Consider the following 21,974-nt stretch of genomic DNA (forward strand, 5'->3'; position numbering starts at 1 on the left):
TTGACCCTATCGTCTAGAGGCCTAGGACATCACCCTTTCACGGTGAGTACCGGGGTTCGAATCCCCGTAGGGTCGCCAAGTTTGAAGCGCTGGTAGCTATCTAAAAAATAGCAAAGCTTCCTGCCAGGAGTGGTAGTTCAGTTGGTTAGAATACCGGCCTGTCACGCCGGGGGTCGCGGGTTCGAGTCCCGTCCACTCCGCCATTTGCAGTCAGTCGCTTGATTAAAAAAGCGCCTTTTTACTAAAGGCGCTTTTTTAATCGGTAACGATTCCAGGTTTTGACCCTATCGTCTAGAGGCCTAGGACATCACCCTTTCACGGTGAGTACCGGGGTTCGAATCCCCGTAGGGTCGCCAAGTTTGAAGCACTTGATGTTGCTAAAAAGCAGTCGCAAAGCTTCCTGCCAGGAGTGGTAGTTCAGTTGGTTAGAATACCGGCCTGTCACGCCGGGGGTCGCGGGTTCGAGTCCCGTCCACTCCGCCATATAAATACCAAAGCCGCATTTATTTCGATAAATGCGGCTTTTTGCTTTGTAGCTGAGATGCCGATTTTTGTGCAACCCAAACCTCATTCAAGAGGCTTTGGGGTTGTCGCTTTGCGCCGATTAGCGTGGAGCCAGGCGAATCGCGCCGTCCAGGCGAATCACTTCGCCATTGAGCATGTCGTTTTCAATGATGTGTTTCACCAACTTGGCGTAGTCTTGCGGGGTGCCTAGGCGGCTGGGGAAGGGGACGCCTGCAGCCAGGGCATCCTGGACTTCCTGGGGCATGCCGAACAGCATGGGGGTGCCAAAAATGCCCGGGGCAATCGTCATGTTGCGGATGCCGCTGCGTGCCAGATCGCGTGCAATCGGCAGGGTCATGCCGACCACACCGCCTTTGGAAGCCGCGTACGCCGCTTGGCCGATCTGTCCGTCATAGGCGGCCACGCTGGCGGTCGAGATCAGCACGCCGCGCTCGCCCGTGGCTTCGGGTTCATTCTGGCTCATGGCCTCTGCAGCCAGGCGGATCATGTTGAAGCTACCCACCAGATTCACCGTGATCACCTTCTGGTACAGCGCCAGGCTGTGAGCGCCGTGCTTGCCCACAGTCTTTTCGGCGGGAGCAATCCCTGCACAGTTCACCAGACCCATCAGCTTGCCCAGTGCGGTCGCTTGCTGTACCACCGCCAGGCCATCGGCCTCGCTGCTGACGTCGCAGCGCACGAAGCGGCCGTTGATCTCTGCCGCGACGGCCTGACCCTTGTCGGCCTGCATATCGGCCACCACCACCTTGGCGTCATGGGTGGCCAGCATGCGTGCTGTGCCTTCGCCCAAGCCGGACGCGCCCCCCGTGACGATGAAGACCTTGCCTTGGATGTCCATGTGTGCTCCTTATATTTCGTTGACGTAAACGTCAATTATGAGAGCGGTGACAGCGAAATACCAGCACCCAAGGTGCGTGGAGGGACATCGGTCGCGATGCGCAAATGCAGGGGTAAAAAAAGCCCGGTCAAAAACCGGGCTTGAAGGGATCCAAGAAACGGGGGTTTCGAGAGGATCCAAGGAGACAACTGGGGACCTGAAGAACAGGTCAATGTGTGTATTTTAGGGTAAACCCTAGACTTTGTCTAGATGATGGATCAAAGTCTTTGTAAATCAGCTTTTGCGGCTGCTGGTCGCAGCGGCCTGCGTGGCCGAAGCGGCGGTGGCGGACACGGCCTTCAGGTTGGCTTCGGCCAGATCGGAGGCTTGCTTGACCGCTTTTTGCACGCTTTCGAAGGCGTTGTTGGCGGCAGACACGGCGCTCTTCATCACGGCCACGGCGGTTTCGGAGCCGGCGGGGGCGTTCTTGGCGGTGGATTCCACCAGGTTGTTGAAGCCTTGTTGGAACTCGCCGGCCTTGGCTTCCAGCGTCTTGCTCAGCTCGGTGCTGGTGCTGGTGGCGATGTTGTACAGGTGGCGGTTGTAGGCCGCGGTCTTTTCGGCCAGGGGCTGGAACAGGCTGCTTTGCAGCGCCAGCAGCTCTTGGGCGTCCTTGACGTTCAGCAGGGCCTGGGTGTGGTTGGCGGCTTCGGTCAGGGCGGCGCGCGAAGCGGCCACGTTCAGTTCCACAATCTTTTCCACGCCTTCGAAGGCTTTGGTGGTCAGGCCGAACAGGGTTTCCAGATTGGCCTTGTGGGTCGCGATGAGTTGTTCAGGTGTGAGTGCCATGGTGATCTCCTTACTGATGAAAAGGGGGAGTGCAGCTGCACCTGAAACTTCAAACTCTATGTTGCAGCGCAGCATGGATGTATTTTTAAGCAAGCTTCACATTGGTGCAAGCACTTTTTTGTGCAATGCAGCAAAAAAATGTATGAACGGCCACCTTTCCTGTAACTGGCTGTTTTTCTGGGTGTTTACCCGAGGTTGTCACCTCCAGGGCGGCTGCCGGGGCCGGGCGTTTGCACAATCACGGTCTATGACCAGCAAGCCCCAACTCCCTCGGCCCGCGCCTTTGCCCCGCACGGCGTTCCGGGTCTTTCGCGACATCCCCACCCGGTGGTCGGACAACGACGTGTACGGCCATGTCAACAACGTGGTGTATTACAGCTGGTTCGATACCGCCGTGAACGCCTACCTCATCGAGCAGGGGGCGCTGGACATCCACCACGGCAGCACAATCGGCTTGGTGATTGAGACCCAGTGCAACTACTTTGCCCCGCTGGCTTTTCCGCAGACCGTGCAAGCCGGGCTGCGTGTCAGCCAGCTGGGCAACAGCAGCGTGCGCTATGAAATCGGTCTTTTCGCCCAGAGGGAGGAGATGGCCGCGGCCGTGGGGCATTTTGTGCATGTGTATGTGGACAAGGCCTCGCGGCGGCCTTGCGCCTTGCCTGCCGTCTTGCGCGCCGCCCTGGAGCCGCTGGCCGCCTAGGCGTTGCCAGCATCCTTGAATTCGATAGCAGTCTGCGCCTGTGCATCAAGGGCAAGGGTGGGTTTTGGTGCAGATGTTCTGCCGCAGCCAGGCCAGGGATTGGCCTACACTGTGGCTTTCGCCCTTGCGCCGCACGCCATGATCATCACCAGTCTGCTTGATACCGACCTGTATAAGTTCACCATGATGCAGGCGGTGCTGCACCAGTTTCCCGGCGCCCAGGTGGAGTACAAGTTCAAGTGCCGCAATCCCGGGGTGCAGCTGGCGCCTTATGTGCAGGAAATCCGGGACGAAATCCGGGCCTTGTGCCAGCTGCGCTTCCAGGATGCCGAGCTGGCCTACCTGCGCTCGCTGCGCTTCATCAAGAGCGACTTTGTCGACTTCCTCAGCCTGTTCAAGCTGAACGAGAAGTACATCACCATCACCCCGCAAAGCAATGGCGAGATCGACATCGCCATCCGCGGCCCGTGGCTGCACGTGATTCCGTTCGAGATTCCGGTGCTGGCCATCGTCAACGAGGTGTACTTCCGCAACACCCAGCCCGTGCCCGACTTTCTGGAGGGGCGCCGCCGCCTGGATGAAAAGATCCGTCTTCTGCGGGGTGACGGCCTGGAGGGGTTGAAGATTGCCGACTACGGCACGCGCCGGCGCTTCAGCCGCGCCTGGCACGAAGAGGTGCTGCGCGTGCTGTGCGGCAAGCTGGGCACGGGCACCCAGCGCCCGACCCCGGGCCATGGCCCCGGGCAGTTCGCGGGTACCAGCAACGTGCTGTATGCCATGCGCCTGGGCATCACCCCCCTGGGCACCATGGCGCACGAGTTCTTGCAGGCCTGCCAGGCCCTGGGCCCGCGCCTGCGCGACAGCCAGGTCTTCGGCTTCGAGTCCTGGGCCAAGGAGTACCGAGGCGATCTGGGCATCGCCCTGTCCGATGTGTATGGCATGAGTGCCTTCCTGCGCGACTTTGACCTGTATTTCTGCAAGCTGTTCGATGGCGCGCGCCATGACAGCGGCGACCCGTTCGCCTGGGGCGAGCGTTTGCTGCAGCACTACCGCAACCACCGCGTCGATCCGCTGAACAAGACGCTGATCTTTAGCGATGCGCTGACCGTGCCGCGCACCATCGAGCTGTACCAGCGCTTCCATGGCCGCTGCCAGCTGGCCTTCGGCATCGGCACCAACCTGACCAACGACCTGGGCTATGCGCCGCTGCAGGTGGTCATCAAGATGACGCGCTGCAACGGCCAGCCGGTGGCCAAGCTGTCCGACACGCCGGGCAAGAGCATGTGCGAAGACAAGAAATACCTGGCCTATCTGCGCCAGGTGTTCGAGATTCCCGAGGAGACCAAAGAATGAGATATGCGCGCGCTGCCCTCGTGGCAGGCTGTATGGCGGCCTTGCCCGCCCTGGCCCAGGCGGCCGAACTGGACGGTGCCAGCCTGGCCCTGTGGTGGGCCGTGCCCTTTGCCGGCCTGCTGCTGTCGATTGCCCTGATGCCCTTGCTGCTGCCCAGCATCTGGCACCACCATTTCGGCAAGATCACCGCCGCGTGGGCCCTGGCGTTCCTCGTGCCCCTGGTGCTCATGCACGGGGCGGGCGCGGCGGCGGTCAGCTTTGCGCATGCGCTGCTGGCGGAGTACCTGCCGTTCGTCATCCTGCTGACGGCGCTGTACGTGGTGGCCGGTGGCATCTACATCCGCGGCAGCCTGACAGGCACGCCGCTGCTGAACACGGCCATCCTGGCGCTGGGCGCGGTGCTGGCCAGCTTCATGGGCACGACGGGCGCCTCCATGCTGCTGATTCGCCCGCTGATCCGCGCCAATGCCCACCGCAGCAAGGTGGTGCACATCGTGGTGTTCTTCATCTTCATCGTTTCGAATGCGGGCGGCTCGCTGACGCCCTTGGGCGATCCGCCGCTGTTCCTGGGCTTTCTGAAGGGGGTGGACTTCAGCTGGACCCTGCTGCACATCTGGCCCCAGGCCCTGTTCCTGATCGGTGCGTTACTGGCGCTGTTTTTTGTGCTGGACTGCTGGATGGCACGTGGCGACGGCGCCGTGGCGCAACCTGCTGAGGCGACGCGCGAGCCCCTGGGCTTTGATGGCAAGCTGAACTTTGCCCTGCTGGGTGCCGTGGTCGGCCTGGTGCTGCTGAGTGGCATGTGGAAAAGCGCAGTGGCCTTCGACATCCTGGGCACCGAAGTGGGCCTGCCCGGCCTGGTGCGCGATATCGGCCTGATCGGGGTGGCACTGCTGTCGCTGGTGCTGACGCCCAAGCAGGTGCATGCCGACAACCAGTTCGGCTGGGGCCCCATGCAGGAGGTGGCCAAGTTGTTCGCTGGCATCTTCCTGACCATCATCCCCGTTATCGCCATGCTCAAGGCTGGGGTGGACGGTCCGTTCGGCGCCATCGTGCGTGCGGTGACCAACCCCGACGGCACGCCCAACATCGCCATGTACTTCTGGGCCACGGGGGCGCTGTCGTCCTTCCTGGACAACGCGCCGACCTACCTGGTGTTCTTCAACACCGCCGGCGGCGATCCGGCCGTGCTGATGACGGCCCTGGCACCAACGCTGGTGGCCATCTCCGCGGGCGCCGTGTTCATGGGGGCCAACTCCTACATCGGCAATGCACCCAACCTCATGGTCAAGGCGATTGCCGAAGACCGCGGCGTGCGCATGCCCAGCTTCTTCGGCTACATGCTGTGGTCCACGGCCATCCTCATCCCGCTGTTCGTGGTGATGACTTACATCTGGTTCCTCTAAGCCATGTCGCGTCGCAAAATCCTCATCGCCCGCGCCATCGACCCCCAGGTCGTGGCCTTCTTGCAGCAGCACTTTGACGTCACGACCAACGCGGCGGACACCGTCTGGTCGCCCGCGCAGCTGGCCGCCCAGCTGCAGGGCCAGGACGGCGTGCTGACCACCGGCTCCGAGCGCATCGATGCAGCCCTGCTGGCCGCCTGCCCGCAGCTCAAGGTGGTGGCCAACATGGCCGTGGGCTTCAACAACTTCGACGTGGCCGCCATGGCCCAGGCCGGGGTGCAAGGCACGAACGCGCCCGATGTACTCACCGAGACCACGGCCGACTTCGGCTTTGCGCTGCTGATGGCCACGGCCCGGCGCGTGACGGAGAGCGAGCATTACCTGCGTGCCGGCCAGTGGACCAAATGGAGCTACGACATGTTCGCCGGGGCCGAGGTGCACGGCAGCACGCTGGGCATCATCGGCATGGGGCGCATCGGCCAGGGCATTGCCAAGCGCGGCGCGCACGGCTTTGGCATGAATGTGGTCTATCACAACCGCTCGCGCCTGTCGCCCGCGCTGGAGGCCGAATGCAAGGCGCGGTATGTGAGCAAGGACGAACTGCTGCGCACAGCCGACCACGTGGTGCTGGTGTTGCCGTACACGGCCGAGAACCACCACACCATCGGCGCGGCCGAACTGGCGCAGATGCAGCCCACGGCCACGCTGATCAACATCGCGCGCGGCGGGATTGTGGACGACGCCGCCCTGGCCCAGGCCCTGAAGGCCGGCCAGATTGCCGCCGCCGGCCTGGACGTGTTCGAGGGCGAACCCTCGGTCCACCCCGCGCTGCTGACGGTGCCGAATGTGGTGCTGACCCCGCACATCGCCAGCGCCACCGTGGCCACGCGCCGCGCCATGGGCCGGCTGGCGGCCGACAACCTGGTGGCCGTGCTGGGCGGTCAGGCACCACTGACCCCGGTGAATACGCCGGATGCCGCCGCGCGCGCTGTGCGCTGGGCAGTGTGAAAAATAGGAGCTGGCGGCGCCCGTCCATCCTGCTTTTCAGGTATGAAAGTGCCTGAATGCAAGTGTTCGCTTGCGCTGCCAGCTCTGTTTTTATAAAGGAATGCACGTGGACTGGATGCCCTGGGTGTTGCTGGCGCTGCTGCTGGCGGTGGTGCTGCTGCAATTGCTGCACTGGTTCCAACCGCGGCCCCAGCCGGCCGACCTGGACCTGCTCGAGCGCCTGGAACACCTGGAGCGCGCCCAGCAGCTGGCGCAGATGGCCGTGGCCAAAAGCGAGGGCGCACTGACAGGTCTGGGCCAGCAGGTGCAGGGCCTGGTACACAGCCTGGGCCAGAACCAGACCACGGCGGCCGACAGCCTGCGCCAGTTGGTGGACGCCCACATGCAGCGCCAGTTGCAGGAGGCGCGCCACAGCCGGCAGGAGCTGCAGCAGCACTTCACGCAGCTGCAGCAGGCCCTGGGCCAGCAGCTGCAGCGCCTGAACCAGGACAGCCACCAGTCGGCCGAGCAGCTGCGCGGCACGCTCAACGAGCGGCTGGCGACCATCCAGGCCGACAACGCGGCCAAGCTGGAGGAAATGCGGCGCACCGTGGACGAGAAGCTGCACGCCACGCTGGAGCAGCGCCTGGGCGAATCCTTCAAGCTGGTCAGCGACCGGCTGGAGCAGGTGCACAAGGGCCTGGGCGAGATGCAGTCCCTGGCCAGCAGTGTGGGCGACCTCAAGCGCGTGATGACGAATGTGAAGACGCGTGGCACCTGGGGCGAGGTGCAGCTGGGCGCCATCATCGACAACGTGCTGACGCCCGACCAGTACGCCAAGAACGTCAAGACCGTGCCGGACAGCAACGAGCTGGTGGAATTCGCCATCCGCCTGCCCGGGCGCGACGGTGCGCAGCCGGTGTGGCTGCCCATCGATGCCAAGTACCCGGTGGAGCACTACCAGCGCCTGCAGAACGCCATGGACGAGGCCGACAAGGCCGGCATGGCCGCGGCGGGCCAGGCGCTGGAAAGCTCCATCCGCGGCGAGGCGCGCAAGATTGCCGCCAAGTACGTGGCGCCGCCGCACACCACGGATTTCGCGATCATGTACCTGCCCACTGAAGGCCTGTTTGCCGAGGTGATGCGCCGCCCCGGCCTGGTGGAAGCGGTGCAAAATGAGTGCCGCGTGGTCATCACCGGGCCGGCCAATCTGGCCGCCATGCTCAACAGCCTGCAGATGGGCTTCAAGACGCTGGCGATCGAGCAGCGTTCCTCCGAAGTCTGGGGGGTGCTGGGCCAGGTCAAGACCGAGTTCGCCAAGTTTGGCGAGGTGGTCGAGGCGACGCGCAAATCCATCGATGCGGCGGCCAAGAAGTTCGAGCAGGTCGACGTGCGCACCCGCGCCATCCAGCGCAAGCTGCGCGACGTGCAGGAGCTGCCCGATGCGGCAGCGCTGGCGGCCGCATCGCCTGCCGCACTGCCGCAAGGCCGTGCACCGTCACCGTCCTTGGGCGGCGTGGCGGATTCTGAGGACGAATGAATCTTGTGAATGGATCCTTGCTGCGCCTGATCCTGGCGCAAATCTCCATCCATGCCTGCATGACGGGCATGCGCATGGCGACCCCGCTGCTGGCCCTGCGCGAGGGCTACAGCCCGGCGGCGGTCGGCGTGCTGCTGGCGCTGTTTGCGCTGACCCAGGTGTTTTTGTCGCTGCCCGCGGGGCGCTACGCGGACCGCCATGGGCTCAAGCGCCCGCTGGCCATCAGCGTGGTGGCGGCCAGCCTGGGCGCCGGGCTGGCGGTGATCTTTCCGGTGTACCCAGTGCTGTGCCTGGCGGCGCTGCTCAGCGGCGGGGCCTCGGGTGCCGCCATCATTGCCCTGCAGCGCCATGTGGGGCGCGAGGCGCACGACAAGGTCACGCTGCGCAAGGTCTTCAGCTGGCTGGCGATTGGCCCGGCGGTCTCCAACTTCCTGGGGCCATTCATGGCCGGTCTGCTGATCGACTATGCGGGCGGCGAGGCAGCCAGTACCACGGGCTTTCGCGCGGCCTTCCTGCTGATGGCGCTGCTGCCGCTGAGTGCTTGGCTGTGGGTGCGCACGGTGGCGGAGCACGGCAGCGAGCCACCCCCCACCTCGCCGCGCTCCGGCACGGCCTGGGACATGCTGCAGCACCAGGGTTTTCGCCGCCTGCTGCTGATGAACTGGGCCCTGTCGTCGTGCTGGGACGTACACACCTTTGTCGTGCCCATCCTGGGGCATGAGCGCGGCCTGTCGGCCTCGGTGATCGGCACCATCCTGGGCGCGTTTGCGATTGCGGCGGCCGCCATCCGCGTGCTGATCCCGCTGCTGTCCGAGCACCTGAGCGAATGGAAGGTGGTGCTGGGCGCCATGGTCTGCGCCTGCGTGCTCTTCATCGCCTACCCCTTCATGCCGGGCGCCTGGTCCATGATGGGCTGCTCCATCGTGCTGGGCCTGGTGCTGGGCTCGGTACAGCCCATGGTGATGAGCATGATCCACCAGATCACCCCGGCGCACCGCCAGGGCGAGGCGCTGGGCCTGCGCATGATGGCCATCAACGGCTCCAGCGTGGTGATGCCGGTGCTGTTTGGCTCCATCGGCACCGTGGTCGGGGTGTCGGCCCTGTTCTGGGCCGTGGGGTCCATCGTGGGCAGCGCGGCGCGCCTGCCCTGGTTGATGGGGCAGCACGACCTGAAGCCCGAGCACCTGCCGCCGCAGCCCGAGCGCCACGGCGACTGAGGCTCAACGCCGGCATCAAAAAAGCGACCCCACAGGGTCGCTTTTTGCTGGTGTGAGGGCCGACTGGGCCGCACCCAGTACGGTACGCACTCAGTCCGGCAGGCTGTAGAATTCCTTGATGATGGCCCAGGCCGCTTCGGGCGTGTCCACGAAGTGGAACAGGTCGACGTCCTGCGGGGAGATCATGCCTTCCTCGATCAGCAGGTCGAAGTTGAAGAGTTTCTGCCAGAACGCGCGGTCGAACAGGATGATGGGCACGGGCTTGACCTTGGTGGTCTGCACCAGGGTCAGCACCTCGAACAGCTCGTCCATGGTGCCGAAGCCGCCGGGGAAGGCCACCAGCGCCTTGGCACGCATCATGAAATGCATCTTGCGCAGCGCGAAGTAGTGGAACTTGAAGCACAGCTCCGGCGTGATGTAGCGGTTGCCCTGCTGCTCGTGCGGCAGCAGGATGTTCAGCCCCACGTTGGCGGCACCGGCTTCGTACGCGCCGCGGTTGGCGGCTTCCATGATGCCCGGGCCACCGCCGGTGCAGATGTAGATGCGCTTGTCCTTGGGCTGACGCTGGCTGTGTTCGGCCACCAGGTGGGCGAAGGCACGTGCGCTTTCGTAGCGCTGGGCATTGCGCACATCGCGCTCGGCGGTGCGGATCTGGGCGGCGTCGCCGCTGGCCTGCGCCAGGGCCAGGCGTTCCTGCGCCGTGGCCGCATCCACAAAGCGGGCGCTGCCGTAGACGACGACCGTGTGTTCAATGCCGTGGGCCTGGTGGCCCAGGTCGGGCTTGAGCAGTTCCAGCTGGAAGCGGATGCCCCGTGCCTCGCGGCGCGCCATGAACTCGGGGTCGGCAAAGGCCAGGCGGTAGGCGTCGGGCAACATGGGGTCGGCCACCACGCTGTCGCGCACGGCGGCGGGCGCATCCAGCGGTGCCAGCTCTTCGGCCAGCGAGCGCTCATGCAGGGAAGTCATCGCGTCCATAAATCTCCAATTGCACTGTCACGGGAACAAGGCCTGATCTTCGCAGATTGCATGGCCCCCAGCGACCAAGATGAATGCTGACTTTGTGGATTTACAGTGGCCGCCCCCGGTTCGGGGTGATCTGTCCGTGTTGCTGTTGCCCAGTCGGTCGCCCGGACATGGGCACAGCAGGGCCCATGCCTTGGGCGGATGGGAAGGGCTGGGTGGTCCTGCGTCAGCGCAGGGCCTGCACCGTGGCCAGGCCGGCGATGGTCAGCGCCAGCGAGGCGGTCAGGTGCGACACGGTCCAGGCCAGGGCCAGGCCCCAGCGCTGGGCCTGGAGCATGCCCACGACCTCGGCCGAGAAGCTGGAGAAGGTGGTGAGCGCGCCCAGGAAGCCGGTGACGATGGCCAGGCGCCAGACCGGATCCAGTTGGGGCAGGGCGTCCAGCCAGCCCACGGCCAGCCCGATGCCATAGCCCCCGATGGCATTGGCCAGCAAGGTGCCCCAGGGCAGGCCGCCGGGGGCACTGAGCCACAGGCCCAGGCGCCAGCGCAGCAAGGCCCCCAGGCAGGCGCCGGTGCAGATGGCAATCACATGGAGCATGGCGTTTTGAGGTGTGAAATCGGCATACAGCCCTTGCTGGTCAAGCGCTGTATGCTCAGTTTTTTGGGGCTTCTTCGGTCTCTGCCTGCTGGGGCTCGTTGGGCACGATGCGGCTGACGCTGGGCGGCACGTCGCGGCCGGCGCGGCGGGCACGGAACAGGGCGGCACGCATCAGGAAGATGGTGGTGATGGGCACAGTCACGGCGATGAACACCGCAATCAGCAGGGCGTGCAAGGCCAGGCCCTGGCCCGTAGCGGTGAAGAAGACGAAGGTGGCCCACATGATGAGCCAGCAGCCCATGGTGGCAATGATGGAGGGGGCGTGGACCCGCTCGAAGTAGCTTTTCAGGCGCAGCAGGCCCAGCGAGCCCAGCAGGGCAATCGTGGCACCGCCCAGCACCAGGGCGGCGATCAGCATCTCGGCCCACAGGGGCAGCGGGACTTCGTTCATTCAATCACCTCCCCGCGCAGCAGGAACTTGGCCATGGCGGTCGAGCTGACGCAGCCGAACAGGGCGATCAGCAGCGCCGCCTCGAAGTACATGGACGAGCTGTACAGAATCCCCAGCACCAGCATGGCCAGCATGCCGTTGAGGTACATGCAGTCCAGTGCCAGCACGCGGTCTTGTGCCGACGGGCCCTTGAGCAGGCGCGCCAGCGTGCAGGCCATGGCCAGCACCAGCAGGAACAGGGCCAGGGACAGAACCCATACCAACCATTGGCTCATTCGAAAATCTCCATCAACGGGCGCTCGTACTTGGTCTTGACGTGGTCGATGATCTCTTGCGGATCACCGACCTCCAGCACGTGCAACAGCATCACCGAGCGGTCGCGCGAGATCTCGGCCCAGGAGGTGCCCGGTGTCATGCAGGTGATCATGGCCAGCACCGCCAGGCCATTCGGGTCGCGCAACTCCAGCGGAATGTGCACAAAGGCGGCCGGGTGCTTGCGCATCGAGGGAAAGGCCAGAAAGCGCACCACGTTGAAGTTGGAGATCGAGGTGTCCACCACGGCATTGGCGGCCAGCTTGAGGATGGCCCAGGGGCTGCGCACCCGCACCGGCAGGGGGCGCAGGCCGCGTGTCACCACGGGGATCAGCAGGCCCAGGATGGCGCCGAGCACCAGGTGGCCGGCGCTGACCGAGTGGTTCAGCAGCAGCCACAGCAGGAACAGGGCCACCGACAGCAGGGGTGCAGGAAACAGGAGCTTCATCATGGCTGTGACTCCCGCAGGCTGGTGTTGGGCACGATCTGACCGGGATTGGGAATCGGCTTGGTGGCCATCACGGCCTGGATGTAGGTGCCGGGGGCGTGCAGCGCATTTGCAGCGTTCTGGGTGTATTGCATCACATGGTCGGCCTTGACGGTCAGCACGATGCACAAGGCCATCAGTGCGGCGATCGGCAGGCCTTCAGCCACGCGCAGCTCGGGCGTGCCGCGTTCATGGGTGGCCCAGAAGTGGCGGATGCCGGCGCGTGTGAGCGCGATCAGGGCGAACAGCCCGGTGCTGATCATCAGCGTCAGCAGCACCCAGCCCCATTGGCCCGCCTGGTAGCCGGCGGACTGGCCCAGGCCCATGGGATTGATCAGGTTGGTCAGCATGGCGAACTTGCCGATGAAGCCGGACAGCGGCGGCAGGCCGGTGACCACCAGGGTGCACATGATGAAGGCCAGGCCCAGGAAGGCAGCCGAGGCCGGGATGGCGCGTCCGATCAGCACCCGTTCGTTTTCGTCCAGGTTCAGGCCCTGGGTCGGCACCAGCTCGGCACTGAGGAAGGGCGCTTCCTCGTCTTCGAAGTCGGTCAGCGAGCCATCGTTGCGCCAGCGGTCCATGATGTCGGCCAGCATGAACAGGATGGCCACGGCCAGGGTGGAGCTGGGCAGGTAGTACAGCAGGCCGGCGGTCAGCATGTTCTGGCCAAAGCCGATGGCCGCCAGCAGCGTGCCCGAGGACAGGATGGCGGCATAGCCAGCGAGGTGCGTGAGCCGCGTGGCCGCCAGGGTGCCAATGCCGCCAAACGCCATGGTGAGCATGCCACCGGCAATCAGCCACATCGAGCCAAACGCGGCCGATTCACCGGCCTCGCTGGAGAACATCAGCGTCCACAGGCGCAGGATGGTGTAGATGCCCACCTTGGTCATCAGTGCGAACAGTGCGCCGACCGGGGCGGTGGCGGCGCTGTAGGCCGGCACCAGCCAGAAGTTCAGCGGCCACAGCGCGGCCTTGATCAGGAAGGCCGTGGCCAGGATGCCGGCGGCGGTGTGCAGCAGTCCGCGGTCGGCACTGGAGACATTCGGGATGGCCTGGGCCAGATCGGCCATGTTCAGCGTGCCGGTGATGCCATACAGCATGGACACGCCGATCAGGAACAGCGAGGACGCCGCCAGATTGATGGCGATGTAGTGCAGGCCGGCCTGCACGCGCAGGCGCCCCGAACCGTGCAGCAGCAGGCCGTACGAGGCGGCCAGCATGATCTCGAAGAACACAAACAGGTTGAACAGGTCGGCCGTCAGGAAAGCGCCCGACAGGCCCATCAGCTGCAGCTGGAACAGCGGGTGGAAGTGCACGCCGGCCTTGTGCCAGCGGGCGGCGGCAAACACGCTGGACGCCAGGGCAATGCTGCTGGTCAGCACCAGCATCAGGGCGGTCAGACGGTCCAGGGCCAGGACGATGCCAAACGGGGCCTGCCAGTTGCCCGGCAGGTAGACCCCCAGGGTGGTGCTGGAGCCGGCCTGGTCGGCCCACACCAGCAGGGCGATGGCCACCAGCAGGCCCAGGGCCGTGGCGCCGATGTTGAGCACCACCTTGATGCTCTGGTGCTCTTCCTTCAGGAGCAGCATGAGCGCAGCCACCAACATCGGCAGCATGATGGGGGCCAGCATGAGGTGCGGCATCAGCGATGCCATCCATTCCAGAACCGGACTCATGGCATCTCCTGCACATCGCGCGAGCGGACACCATCCACATGGTCGGTGCCGGTCATGCCGCGCGAGGCCAGCAGCACCACCAGGAATAGCGCGGTCATGGCAAAGCCGATCACGATGGCCGTCAGCACCAGGGCCTGGGGCATGGGGTCGGCGTAGTGGGCCAGGGTTTCAGGGATGCCAGGGCGCAGCACGGGCTCCTTGTCGATCGCCAGCCCTTCGCGGCCCATGCTGAAGATGAACAGGTTGACGGCGTAGGACAGCAGGGACAGGCCCACGATGACCTGGAAGGTACGTGGGCGCAGCAGCAGCCACACGCCCGAGCCGGCGAGGACGCCGATAGCAATGGCCAAGACGGTTTCCATCAGCGGCCTCCTTCCTGCGCAGCTTGCGCTTCTTCCTGCATGCGGGCGTGGTAGCGGTGGCCGCGTACCGATTGGTGGGCAATGGCCGTCAAGATGAGCAGGGTGGAACCCACAACCAAGGTGAAAACTCCTATGTCGAAGAAGGTGGCGCTGGCCAGGTGGATCTGACCCAACCAGGGCAGACTGAAGTGGAAGGTGTGGCTGGTCATGAAGGGGTAACCTGCTGCGATCGAACCCAGACCGGTCAGGATGGCGAACAGCAGACCGAAGCCGATCCAACGGCGTGGATACAGCGGCATGTGCGCCTCCACCCAGTGTGTGCCGGAGATGATGTACTGCAGCAGCAGGGCTACCGAGAACACCAGACCGGCGACAAAACCGCCGCCGGGCTCGTTGTGGCCCCGGATGAACAGGTAGACCGAGACCATGGTGGCAAACGGCAGCAGCAGGCGCACCAGCACCGCAGGCACCATCAGGTAGCCGACGGCCGTGTCCCCCGCATGGCGCGGGTTGATCAGGTCGGTCTGCAGGTCGCCGGGCAGGTAGCGCTGCTGCTCGGGGATGTCCATGGTTTCACGGGCGGGACGGAAGCGCCGCAGCAGGGCATAGACCGTCAGGGCGACGATGCCTAGCACCACGATCTCGCCAAAAGTGTCAAACCCCCGGAAGTCGACCAGCATCACGTTCACCACGTTGGTGCCACCGCCCTCGGTGAGCGCGCGTTCCAGGAAGAAGGTCGAGGTGCTCTCGGGGAAGGGGCGGCTCATCATGGTGAAGGCCAGCCAGCCCACGCCACCGCCGGCGGCCAGGGCAATCAGCAGATCGCGGAGGCGGCGTGCGCGGGCGCGCAGTTCGGTCGACAACGCGGGAATGCGCAGGTTCTTGTCGCGCTTGGGCAGCCAGCGCAGGCCCAGCAGGATCAGCACCGTGGTGACCACTTCGACCACCAGCTGTGTCAGTGCCAAATCGGGGGCGGAGAACCACAGGAAGGTGATGCAGGTGCACAGTCCCGCACCACCCAGCATGATCAGTGCGGCCATCCGGTGGTATTTGGCCTTCCAGGCCGCGCCCAGGGCGCACAGGCCGCCAATCAGCCACAGCACGACAAAGGCGGGGGACAGTGGCAGGTTGGCGCGGTGGCCCAGCTCCAGACCGCGGATCCACAGCGGCAGCACACCGGTGGCCAGAGCCACCAGCACCAGCCACAGCATTTGCCACTGCAGATGGTGCGTGCTGAGCAGGCGCCGTGTGTTGCGCGCCAGCAGGGTCAGGCGGGCGATGACGTTTTCGAACATGCGCTTGCCATTGAGTTGCTGCAGCAGCGGTGCGTCGTACTGGAGCGCCCCCTGCAGGCGCAGCCAGCGCAGGCTGGCGTACAGCGCGATGCCGCCGATCAGGGCCACGATGCTCATCACCAGCGGGGTGTTGATGCCGTGCCAGACCGCCAGGCTGAATGCCGGCAGGTTGCCCCCGACCACCGGCAGCGCTGCGGCATTCAGGAAGTCGCCGACGATCCAGGCCGGGAAGATGCCCACTAGCAGGCAGATCAGCACCAGCAGCTCGACGGGCACGCGCATCCAGTGTGGCGGCTCGTGCGGTTTGCGCGGCAGGTCCTGGGCCTTGGGGCCGAAGAACACATCGGCGGTGAAGCACAGGGAATAGGCCACGCTGAACATGCCGGCGATCGTCGCGGCCAGCGGCAAGGCGATGCTGACCCAGTGGTCCGCATCGACGAACACGGTCTCCGCAAAGAACATCTCCTTGGACAGGAAGCCGTTGAGCAGCGGCACACCGGCCATCGCCGCGCTGGCCACACAGGCCAGGGTGGCAGTCACGGGCATCATCTTGCGCAAGCCCGACAGGCGGTCCATGTCCCGGCTGCCGCTTTCATGGTCGACGATGCCAGCCGCCATGAACAGGGAGGCCTTGAAGGTGGCGTGGTTCATGATGTGAAACACGGCCGCCACGGCCGCCAGCGGGCTGTTCAGGCCCAGCAGCAAGGTGATCAGGCCCAGGTGCGAGATGGTGGAATAGGCCAGCAGCCCCTTGAGGTCGCGCTGGAACATGGCCAGGAAGCCGCCAATCAGCAAGGTGGTGACGCCGGCGCCCCCCACCAGCCAGAACCACTGATCGGTGCCGGACAACACGGGCCACAGTCGTGCCATCAGGAAGACACCAGCCTTCACCATCGTGGCCGAATGCAGGTAGGACGACACGGGCGTGGGCGCAGCCATGGCATGCGGCAGCCAGAAATGGAAGGGGAACTGTGCGCTCTTGGTCAGCGTGCCCAGCAGGATCAGTAGCAGCATGGGCGTGTACAGATCGTGGGCGCGCACCTGCTCGCCCGCGGCCAGGATGTTCTCCAGGTCATAGCTGCCGACGATGTGCCCCAGGATCAGCATGCCTGCAAACATGCACAGACCGCCGGTGCCGGTGACCGTCAGCGCCATGCGGGCGCCACGGCGCGCATCTTGGCGGTGGTGCCAGTAGCCGATCAGCAGGAAGGAAAACAGGCTGGTCAGCTCCCAGAAGAAGACCAGCTGGATGATGTTGCCCGAGAGCACGACGCCCGACATGGCGCCCATGAAGGCCAGCAGGAAGGAGAAAAAGCGCGGCACCGGGTCCGCCGGCGACATGTAGTAGCGCGCATACAGCACCACCAGCGAGCCAATCCCCAGGACCAGCATGCTGAAGATCCAGGCAAACCCGTCCATGCGCACCACGAAATTCAAGCCCAGTGCAGGCAACCAGGTCAGTTCTTGGCGTATCACGCCGCCATCTGCAATCTCCGGAAAGAACAAGGCGGCCTGGATGGCGCACGCCAAGGCAATGATGCCGGCCAGCGTGGACTCCGTGTTGCGCGCATTTGCAGGCAGCACGGCGGCGAGCAGGCTTCCAATGAAGGGCAGAAGGATGAGCGAGATCAGGGGCATGAATTCTTGTTGTGGGGTTCGATGGTCTCGGGTGCTATGGAAATCTGAGCTTAAAAGGCCAATGGCGGATAGCGTACAGCAACAAAAAAGCCCGCCATTGGCGGGCGTTTTTTAAGCATAAATGAGAAATTCACATCTTTTCTGGTTTTTTGCCTGTAGTTTGTACGGGCTTTGCTGTGGAGGGATCCGGGGCGGTGGCTTTAGGTTTGGTGGCGCTTTGGTTGGCCGAGGGCTTGAAGCTCTGCCCGTTGATGGTGAGCCCACCATCAGAAAGCTTGCCGGCCGAAGTGGGTGCTATCCCTTTGACGCGCGCGATCAGGTCGTCCCAGTTCTTGAACGGCCCTTGCTTGCGGGCGTCAATGATGCGGGTGGCTGTGGCGGGGCCTATGCCCTTGACCTCCGTCAGCTCGGCCGATGTGGCCTTGTTGGCATCGACGGCTGCAAACGCCAGTGCTGTGTAGGCTGCCAGAAAGAAGGTGAGCAACTTTTTAAGCATGGGGTGTCTCCCTCAACAGTTAGAGATGAAATATGTGCACAAAGTGCATGCCCATGCTAAGAGACTGCAGCGGTTGGATGAAGTGGGGAGGGATGAAATTCTGGCTAATCGGTGCCTGATGGATCAAAGGTTGGGCGGCTGTCTTGGTGGCGGTTAGATTGGTGGGTTGCTTGGAGGGCTCCTGCCTGTGGTGAAGGCTTTCACGATCGCCCCTCCAGGAAGTGAGCAGGTCCGTTTTCACCGCGTGCTGCATTGGTGGATGATGGATTGGCTGGCGCGAACGGGTGCAGCGTGCCGTGACAACGAGGCCATCGAGCTTTCCTGGGGTAAAAGTACAAAAGCGTGTGAGCTTGGAAAAAATTGCTCAACTTTCTTCGGCAGCTGCCGAAGAGAAACTTGTTCGTATTTTTAAAGGCATGGTCTATGTTGCTAGTAAGCCCCAGTTCTGCAGGTTCTGCCCATGCGCAACCCGAAGCCCGCTCCTGCACCTTTCAGATGCCTGTGTTCAAGCCCGGAACGCGCGTGCTGCGGGCGGGGCGCGAGGAAACCGTGAGTCACGTGGTGCTGCGGCGCCGTGAAATGATGGTCTACCTGATCGGGCACGAAGAACCCGTGAAGCCCGAGCGCTTGAGCCTGACGCCGACGTGGTTCACCACGACGCGCCGACCTGAAACCCTCAGCTGGTATCTGTAAACGGCAGGCATAAAAAAAGCTCCCTCAGGGAGCTTTTTTATGTCGCCTGTGTGGCCATGGACTGCCCCAGGCGCACAGGGGTCGCAGCCTGCCATGCAGGGTTGAACTCCAAGGTGCTTTTCGGGGTCAGCAGCACAATCGTGGACCCCAGCAGGAAGCGGCCCATCTCCGCGCCCTGCGCCAGTTGGATGTCCTGGTCCTCATAGCGCCACTCACGTATCTTTCCTGGGCGCGGAGGGTTGACCACGCCATGCCAGGTGGTGGCCATGCTGCCGACGATGGTGGCACCCACCAGCACCATGACGAAGGGGCCGAAGGCTCCGTCAAACACGCAGACCACGCGTTCGTTGCGGGCAAACAGTCCCGGAACACCGCGCGCCGTGGTGGGGTTCACGGAAAACAAATCGCCCGGGACGTGGATCATCCGCAGCAACCGGCCGGCACACGGCATGTGGATGCGGTGGTAGTCCTTGGGACTCAGGTAGATGGTGGCGAAGTGGCCGTCCTGGAATTGCGCTGCCAGCTGTGCATCGCCGCCAACCAGGGCCTGCGTCGAATAGTGGTGACCCTTGGCCTGAAAGATCTGGTCACCGGCAATCTGGCCCAGTTGGCTGATGGCGCCATCCACCGGGCAGATCCAGTCTGCAGCCGCCAAGGGGCGGGCATCTGGCTTGAGCGCCCGTGTGAAGAAAGCATTGAAGCTGAGGTAGGCGGCCGGGTTGGGATCCAGCGCCTCGGACATGTCGACGTTGTAGCGCTTGATGAACCAGCGGATCACGGATGTGGTGGTCGCCCCGCCTTGCAGGTTGGCGAGGCGCCCCATCAATTGCGTGAGTGCCTGTTTGGGCAGAAGGTATTGGGGGAGAACCGAGAGGCGATCAGACACAGGCAGCCATAAAGAGGGGAAAGTGGGGGATTCTATCGGCCTGTGCTGCGGTAATGATGGGGGGTGACACCAAGTGCCGCCGGCTGCCGGCACAATGGCGAGGCGTTCTGTGTGGGCGGCTGTTGCCGGCCGTGCCAATGTGCCATGCCTGATTCCCTGAAAAACTCCCCCCCCACCACCCTGGAAGCCAGCCGCACCCCGCTGAGCCGCTGGAGCTTGTGGCTGCGCAACTTTCTGCCGGCCTCGGTGCGGATCGGCTATGCCGAAGCCTTGCGCATGTCGGTGGGGGTGGCGCTGGGCATCTTGATCACCGGCATCCTGTCGCGCTGGTGGGCCGATGTGCCGGCCACAATGTGGATGGTTTCCTCCCTGGGGGCGAGTGCCGTGCTGCTGTTCGGCATGCCCGCCAGCCCGCTGGCCCAGCCTTGGCCGGTGGTCGGGGGGACAGTGCTGTCAGCACTGGTGGGGGCGGCATGCCAGGCCTTGATTCCCGACACTGCGGTGGCCTGTGCCGTGGCTGTGGGGCTGTCGGTGATGCTGATGGTGCCCTTGCGCTGCATGCATCCGCCGGGCGCGGGGTTTGCGGCCTATGTGGTGCTGGAGCACATCAATGGCGTGACCCTGGTCCTCTTTCCCATCCTGTTCAATGTCGCGGTGCTGCTGGTGTGTGCGGTCATCTACAACGCCATCACGGGACGGCGCTATCCGCATCCCCAGCACAGTTTGCGACCTGGCTTTGCCAGCGAAGGGCAGGGCCTGTTTGCGGCGGAGGACCTGGATGCCGCGCTGCAGCACTACAACCAGGTCCTGGATATCAGCCGCGCGGATCTGGAAGGCTTGCTGCACATGGCTGGGCGGGCCGCCTTCAATCGCAGCTTCGGCAATTTGCGCTGCGCGGACATCATGTCCCACCCCGTGTTCGCGGTGGAGCCTGGCGTCTCGCACAAGGAAGCCTGGGCGCTGATGCGCCAGGAGCACGTCAAGGCCCTGCCCGTGGTCAATCCGGAGGGGGTGGTGGTGGGCATGGTGAGCATGAGCGACTTCGTGCGCCAAGCCACCCTGGATGCACCGGAGAGCATCGGGCAGCGACTGCGGCACCTGGTGACCGGGCGCAGCTCCAGCAAATCCCGCGTGGAAGACCTGATGGATGCGGACACGCCCGTGGTGCAGGAGGATTGCCTGCTGGTGGACTTGGTGCCCATGTTCTCTGCAGGCGGCTGCCACCATTTGCCGGTGGTGAGCGCGCAACGCAAACTGGTTGGCATCGTGACCCAGACCGATTTGATCCGGGCCTTGAGTGCCGCCATCAGCGTGTCCACCACGCAGCCGGCCTGACGCGCAGTACGACCCGAAGTACAAGAACCAGGGTTTGCAGTGGAAATAGGCCGCAGCAGCTACAATTGGGCGCTATTTTTTGCGGCGTACCTGCTGCTTTTGGTTCCGTTGGCCCTCTGTTCAGTTTGCGCCGTGCGCAAGCTTTCATTCAGCAGTGTTGACTGGGTGCCCCAGTCAACGCAGGTTTGAAACAAAGGCGCGGCAAACAGACTCCTATTGATACACAGTGATTGAACATGGCAAAAGAAGAATTGATTGAGATGCAAGGCTCTGTGACCGAAGTGTTGCCAGACTCGCGTTTTCGCGTGACGCTGGACAACGGTCACCAGTTGATTGCGTACACCGGCGGCAAGATGCGCAAGCACCACATCCGTATTCTTGCGGGCGACAAGGTTTCGCTGGAAATGTCGCCCTACGATCTGACCAAGGGCCGCATCACCTTCCGCCACTTGCCCAACCGTGGGCCTGCGCCGACCACATCGCGTTGATTCGCCGAAGCCTGATTTTTTGTCAAAGTCATCAAAAATAGGGCTTATAATCTGAGGCTTGTCGGAGCGTAGCGCAGTCTGGTAGCGCATCTGCTTTGGGAGCAGAGGGTCGCGAGTTCGAATCCCGCCGCTCCGACCATTGTATCAAGGGGTTAGCTCATACGGGCTAACCCCTTTTGTCTGTCTGCGTGCACAGCAGCAGTGACGAGCATTCCTTAGATTGCAACTAATTGCAGGCTCGCCACATCCTGCGTCTTTTGTCTGCACATGGCATGTGTATGCAGTGCAGAGCCAGTATCTCCCCCCCCCAGAAACCCTCGGCATGTGGCATACACCCTTGCGTGTGGTGTTTGTGATCCTGCTTGAAAGCCTGCTTGCTTCGCAAGTTGCAGCAAATGGGCAAGGCCTTGAATACCAGCCAGTCTGAGCTTGGTCACGCACTTTTCTGGGTGTGTGCAGGGCTGTTTGTGCGCTTCTCTCATAAGGCGATAGCCCTAGGAAGGTGAGCTAAGACCGGATGTCTTGCAGCCGTGTTCTGTCTGTGATGCTTGCAATTGCGAAAAGCCATTCGCTGCTTGCGTCCCCAAGCATCAGTGTGAACCTGCGTCGCTCCGTTGTCCTGTTGCCTTTGGAGTACTTGATTTGCCTGAGCACTGTCCGTCTTTGGGGTTGGCGCTTGACACGGTGGTCGACGATGACCCTATCGTCATCTCAGTCATCAGCGGCCTGTGCATTGCCTGGTTGAGCAAGAGCCTCCGGCACCCGAGGACCTCGAATCCGGGCGTGTCCGAATTTTTGTGTAAACGGTTCGGACTTCAATTGACGGAGATGCGGTCTCCGAACTCAATGGTAAAGCGGGTCAGCGCAGCCTTCCAATCCCGGATGGGCATGGTCCACTTC

At 63.6% G+C, this 21,974-nt stretch carries 21 protein-coding genes and 5 tRNA genes; 14 read left to right on the plus strand and 12 right to left on the minus strand.

Annotated features, from left to right (window positions below; translation table 11 throughout):
* Positions 1-2: 2 nt before the first annotated feature.
* The 4 genes from SJH88_RS13710 (at position 3) to SJH88_RS13725 (ending at position 483) form a co-directional block, all read left to right on the plus strand.
* Positions 3-78 (plus strand) — tRNA-Glu (locus SJH88_RS13710).
* A gap of 48 nt (positions 79-126) precedes the next feature.
* Positions 127-203, plus strand: a tRNA-Asp gene (locus SJH88_RS13715).
* Positions 204-280: 77 nt separating this feature from the next.
* Positions 281-356, plus strand: a tRNA-Glu gene (locus tag SJH88_RS13720).
* 50 nt (positions 357-406) lie between these two features.
* Positions 407-483 (plus strand) — tRNA-Asp (locus SJH88_RS13725).
* Positions 484-604: 121 nt separating this feature from the next.
* On the opposite strand, the gene SJH88_RS13730 is transcribed toward SJH88_RS13725, so the two are convergent.
* On the minus strand, positions 605-1,363 hold the full coding sequence (locus SJH88_RS13730; protein WP_274754799.1) for a 3-hydroxyacyl-CoA dehydrogenase: 759 nt from the start codon (positions 1,361-1,363) through the stop codon (positions 605-607).
* 273 nt (positions 1,364-1,636) lie between these two features.
* Complete coding sequence (locus tag SJH88_RS13735) at positions 1,637-2,191, minus strand: phasin family protein (protein WP_042417177.1); 555 nt, start codon at positions 2,189-2,191, stop codon at positions 1,637-1,639.
* 247 nt (positions 2,192-2,438) lie between these two features.
* On the opposite strand from SJH88_RS13735, the gene SJH88_RS13740 reads away from it, so the two are divergent.
* From SJH88_RS13740 to SJH88_RS13765, 6 genes are all read left to right on the plus strand, one after another.
* A complete protein-coding gene (locus SJH88_RS13740) occupies positions 2,439-2,891 on the plus strand; it encodes an acyl-CoA thioesterase (RefSeq protein WP_274754800.1) in 453 nt (150 codons plus the stop codon).
* Positions 2,892-3,029: 138 nt separating this feature from the next.
* The gene (gene pncB / locus SJH88_RS13745; protein ID WP_274754801.1) at positions 3,030-4,244 is read left to right on the plus strand and encodes a nicotinate phosphoribosyltransferase; all 1,215 of its coding nucleotides are present in this window, start codon (positions 3,030-3,032) and stop codon (positions 4,242-4,244) included.
* A gap of 32 nt (positions 4,245-4,276) precedes the next feature.
* Entirely contained in the window at positions 4,277-5,650 is a 1,374-nt protein-coding gene (locus tag SJH88_RS13750; RefSeq protein WP_420921743.1) for a sodium:proton antiporter, read from the plus strand.
* Between the two features lie 3 nt (positions 5,651-5,653).
* Positions 5,654-6,658, plus strand: coding sequence for a 2-hydroxyacid dehydrogenase (locus SJH88_RS13755; protein WP_274754803.1), 1,005 nt, complete (start codon positions 5,654-5,656; stop codon positions 6,656-6,658).
* Positions 6,659-6,758: 100 nt separating this feature from the next.
* Positions 6,759-8,177 (plus strand): DNA recombination protein RmuC, encoded by a 1,419-nt coding sequence (locus SJH88_RS13760; protein ID WP_210930683.1) that lies wholly within the window; start codon positions 6,759-6,761, stop codon positions 8,175-8,177.
* A 5-nt stretch (positions 8,178-8,182) separates the two neighbouring features.
* Entirely contained in the window at positions 8,183-9,394 is a 1,212-nt protein-coding gene (locus SJH88_RS13765) for an MFS transporter (RefSeq protein WP_274754804.1), read from the plus strand.
* A 90-nt stretch (positions 9,395-9,484) separates the two neighbouring features.
* On the opposite strand, the gene SJH88_RS13770 is transcribed toward SJH88_RS13765, so the two are convergent.
* The 9 genes from SJH88_RS13770 to SJH88_RS13810 form a co-directional block, all read right to left on the minus strand.
* Positions 9,485-10,369 carry an LOG family protein gene (locus tag SJH88_RS13770; RefSeq protein ID WP_274754805.1) on the minus strand — a complete coding sequence of 295 codons (885 nt, stop codon included), beginning with the start codon at positions 10,367-10,369 and terminating at the stop codon, positions 9,485-9,487.
* Between the two features lie 214 nt (positions 10,370-10,583).
* Entirely contained in the window at positions 10,584-10,955 is a 372-nt protein-coding gene (crcB, locus tag SJH88_RS13775) for a fluoride efflux transporter CrcB (protein ID WP_042417157.1), read from the minus strand.
* Positions 10,956-11,010: 55 nt separating this feature from the next.
* On the minus strand, positions 11,011-11,406 hold the full coding sequence (mnhG, locus tag SJH88_RS13780) for a monovalent cation/H(+) antiporter subunit G (RefSeq protein WP_042417156.1): 396 nt from the start codon (positions 11,404-11,406) through the stop codon (positions 11,011-11,013).
* On the minus strand, positions 11,403-11,681 hold the full coding sequence (locus SJH88_RS13785; RefSeq protein ID WP_042417154.1) for a K+/H+ antiporter subunit F: 279 nt from the start codon (positions 11,679-11,681) through the stop codon (positions 11,403-11,405). The genes mnhG and SJH88_RS13785 overlap by 4 nt, the downstream gene beginning before the upstream one ends.
* Positions 11,678-12,169, minus strand: coding sequence for a Na+/H+ antiporter subunit E (locus SJH88_RS13790; RefSeq protein WP_042417152.1), 492 nt, complete (start codon positions 12,167-12,169; stop codon positions 11,678-11,680). The genes SJH88_RS13785 and SJH88_RS13790 overlap by 4 nt, the downstream gene beginning before the upstream one ends.
* A complete protein-coding gene (locus SJH88_RS13795; RefSeq protein WP_154162592.1) occupies positions 12,166-13,881 on the minus strand; it encodes a monovalent cation/H+ antiporter subunit D in 1,716 nt (571 codons plus the stop codon). Before SJH88_RS13795 ends, SJH88_RS13790 begins: the two co-directional genes overlap by 4 nt.
* A complete protein-coding gene (locus tag SJH88_RS13800; protein ID WP_043386774.1) occupies positions 13,878-14,243 on the minus strand; it encodes a Na+/H+ antiporter subunit C in 366 nt (121 codons plus the stop codon). The genes SJH88_RS13795 and SJH88_RS13800 overlap by 4 nt, the downstream gene beginning before the upstream one ends.
* Complete coding sequence (locus SJH88_RS13805; protein WP_154162593.1) at positions 14,243-17,176, minus strand: monovalent cation/H+ antiporter subunit A; 2,934 nt, start codon at positions 17,174-17,176, stop codon at positions 14,243-14,245. The genes SJH88_RS13800 and SJH88_RS13805 overlap by 1 nt, the downstream gene beginning before the upstream one ends.
* 130 nt (positions 17,177-17,306) lie before the next feature.
* Positions 17,307-17,672, minus strand: a complete 366-nt coding sequence (locus tag SJH88_RS13810; protein ID WP_274754806.1) for a ComEA family DNA-binding protein — start codon at positions 17,670-17,672, stop codon at positions 17,307-17,309.
* A 423-nt stretch (positions 17,673-18,095) separates the two neighbouring features.
* Between SJH88_RS13810 and SJH88_RS13815 the strand changes: the two genes are divergently transcribed.
* Positions 18,096-18,365, plus strand: a complete 270-nt coding sequence (locus SJH88_RS13815) for a hypothetical protein (protein WP_042417134.1) — start codon at positions 18,096-18,098, stop codon at positions 18,363-18,365.
* Between the two features lie 37 nt (positions 18,366-18,402).
* On the opposite strand, the gene asd is transcribed toward SJH88_RS13815, so the two are convergent.
* Positions 18,403-19,251 carry an archaetidylserine decarboxylase gene (asd, locus tag SJH88_RS13820; protein ID WP_042417131.1) on the minus strand — a complete coding sequence of 283 codons (849 nt, stop codon included), beginning with the start codon at positions 19,249-19,251 and terminating at the stop codon, positions 18,403-18,405.
* 144 nt (positions 19,252-19,395) lie between these two features.
* Between asd and SJH88_RS13825 the strand changes: the two genes are divergently transcribed.
* The 3 genes from SJH88_RS13825 (at position 19,396) to SJH88_RS13835 (ending at position 21,213) form a co-directional block, all read left to right on the plus strand.
* Positions 19,396-20,586 (plus strand): HPP family protein, encoded by a 1,191-nt coding sequence (locus tag SJH88_RS13825; protein WP_042417128.1) that lies wholly within the window; start codon positions 19,396-19,398, stop codon positions 20,584-20,586.
* 236 nt (positions 20,587-20,822) lie between these two features.
* Positions 20,823-21,074 carry a translation initiation factor IF-1 gene (infA, locus tag SJH88_RS13830; protein WP_042417215.1) on the plus strand — a complete coding sequence of 84 codons (252 nt, stop codon included), beginning with the start codon at positions 20,823-20,825 and terminating at the stop codon, positions 21,072-21,074.
* 62 nt (positions 21,075-21,136) lie between these two features.
* A tRNA-Pro gene (locus SJH88_RS13835) sits at positions 21,137-21,213 on the plus strand.
* The last annotated feature ends 761 nt before the right edge of the window (positions 21,214-21,974 follow it).

It is taken from the genome of Comamonas sp. GCA5, assembly GCF_036541385.1.
In the GTDB taxonomy this organism is placed as follows: Bacteria; Pseudomonadota; Gammaproteobacteria; order Burkholderiales; family Burkholderiaceae_C; genus Comamonas; species Comamonas aquatica.

What these genes read in the sequence shown, in the direction of transcription:
- mnhG (WP_042417156.1), bottom strand. Translation starts at nt 11,406, where the DNA reads ATGAACGAAGTCCCGCTGCCCCTGTGGGCCGAGATGCTGATCGCCGCC.
- pncB (WP_274754801.1), top strand. Translation starts at nt 3,030, where the DNA reads ATGATCATCACCAGTCTGCTTGATACCGACCTGTATAAGTTCACCATG.
- crcB (WP_042417157.1), bottom strand. Translation starts at nt 10,955, where the DNA reads ATGCTCCATGTGATTGCCATCTGCACCGGCGCCTGCCTGGGGGCCTTG.
- SJH88_RS13785 (WP_042417154.1), bottom strand. Translation starts at nt 11,681, where the DNA reads ATGAGCCAATGGTTGGTATGGGTTCTGTCCCTGGCCCTGTTCCTGCTG.
- SJH88_RS13795 (WP_154162592.1), bottom strand. Translation starts at nt 13,881, where the DNA reads ATGAGTCCGGTTCTGGAATGGATGGCATCGCTGATGCCGCACCTCATG.
- SJH88_RS13750 (WP_420921743.1), top strand. Translation starts at nt 4,277, where the DNA reads ATGGCGGCCTTGCCCGCCCTGGCCCAGGCGGCCGAACTGGACGGTGCC.
- SJH88_RS13730 (WP_274754799.1), bottom strand. Translation starts at nt 1,363, where the DNA reads ATGGACATCCAAGGCAAGGTCTTCATCGTCACGGGGGGCGCGTCCGGC.
- SJH88_RS13815 (WP_042417134.1), top strand. Translation starts at nt 18,096, where the DNA reads ATGTTGCTAGTAAGCCCCAGTTCTGCAGGTTCTGCCCATGCGCAACCC.
- SJH88_RS13740 (WP_274754800.1), top strand. Translation starts at nt 2,439, where the DNA reads ATGACCAGCAAGCCCCAACTCCCTCGGCCCGCGCCTTTGCCCCGCACG.
- SJH88_RS13770 (WP_274754805.1), bottom strand. Translation starts at nt 10,369, where the DNA reads ATGGACGCGATGACTTCCCTGCATGAGCGCTCGCTGGCCGAAGAGCTG.
- SJH88_RS13825 (WP_042417128.1), top strand. Translation starts at nt 19,396, where the DNA reads ATGCCTGATTCCCTGAAAAACTCCCCCCCCACCACCCTGGAAGCCAGC.
- SJH88_RS13735 (WP_042417177.1), bottom strand. Translation starts at nt 2,191, where the DNA reads ATGGCACTCACACCTGAACAACTCATCGCGACCCACAAGGCCAATCTG.
- SJH88_RS13760 (WP_210930683.1), top strand. Translation starts at nt 6,759, where the DNA reads ATGCACGTGGACTGGATGCCCTGGGTGTTGCTGGCGCTGCTGCTGGCG.
- SJH88_RS13790 (WP_042417152.1), bottom strand. Translation starts at nt 12,169, where the DNA reads ATGATGAAGCTCCTGTTTCCTGCACCCCTGCTGTCGGTGGCCCTGTTC.
- SJH88_RS13805 (WP_154162593.1), bottom strand. Translation starts at nt 17,176, where the DNA reads ATGCCCCTGATCTCGCTCATCCTTCTGCCCTTCATTGGAAGCCTGCTC.
- infA (WP_042417215.1), top strand. Translation starts at nt 20,823, where the DNA reads ATGGCAAAAGAAGAATTGATTGAGATGCAAGGCTCTGTGACCGAAGTG.
- SJH88_RS13810 (WP_274754806.1), bottom strand. Translation starts at nt 17,672, where the DNA reads ATGCTTAAAAAGTTGCTCACCTTCTTTCTGGCAGCCTACACAGCACTG.
- SJH88_RS13755 (WP_274754803.1), top strand. Translation starts at nt 5,654, where the DNA reads ATGTCGCGTCGCAAAATCCTCATCGCCCGCGCCATCGACCCCCAGGTC.
- SJH88_RS13800 (WP_043386774.1), bottom strand. Translation starts at nt 14,243, where the DNA reads ATGGAAACCGTCTTGGCCATTGCTATCGGCGTCCTCGCCGGCTCGGGC.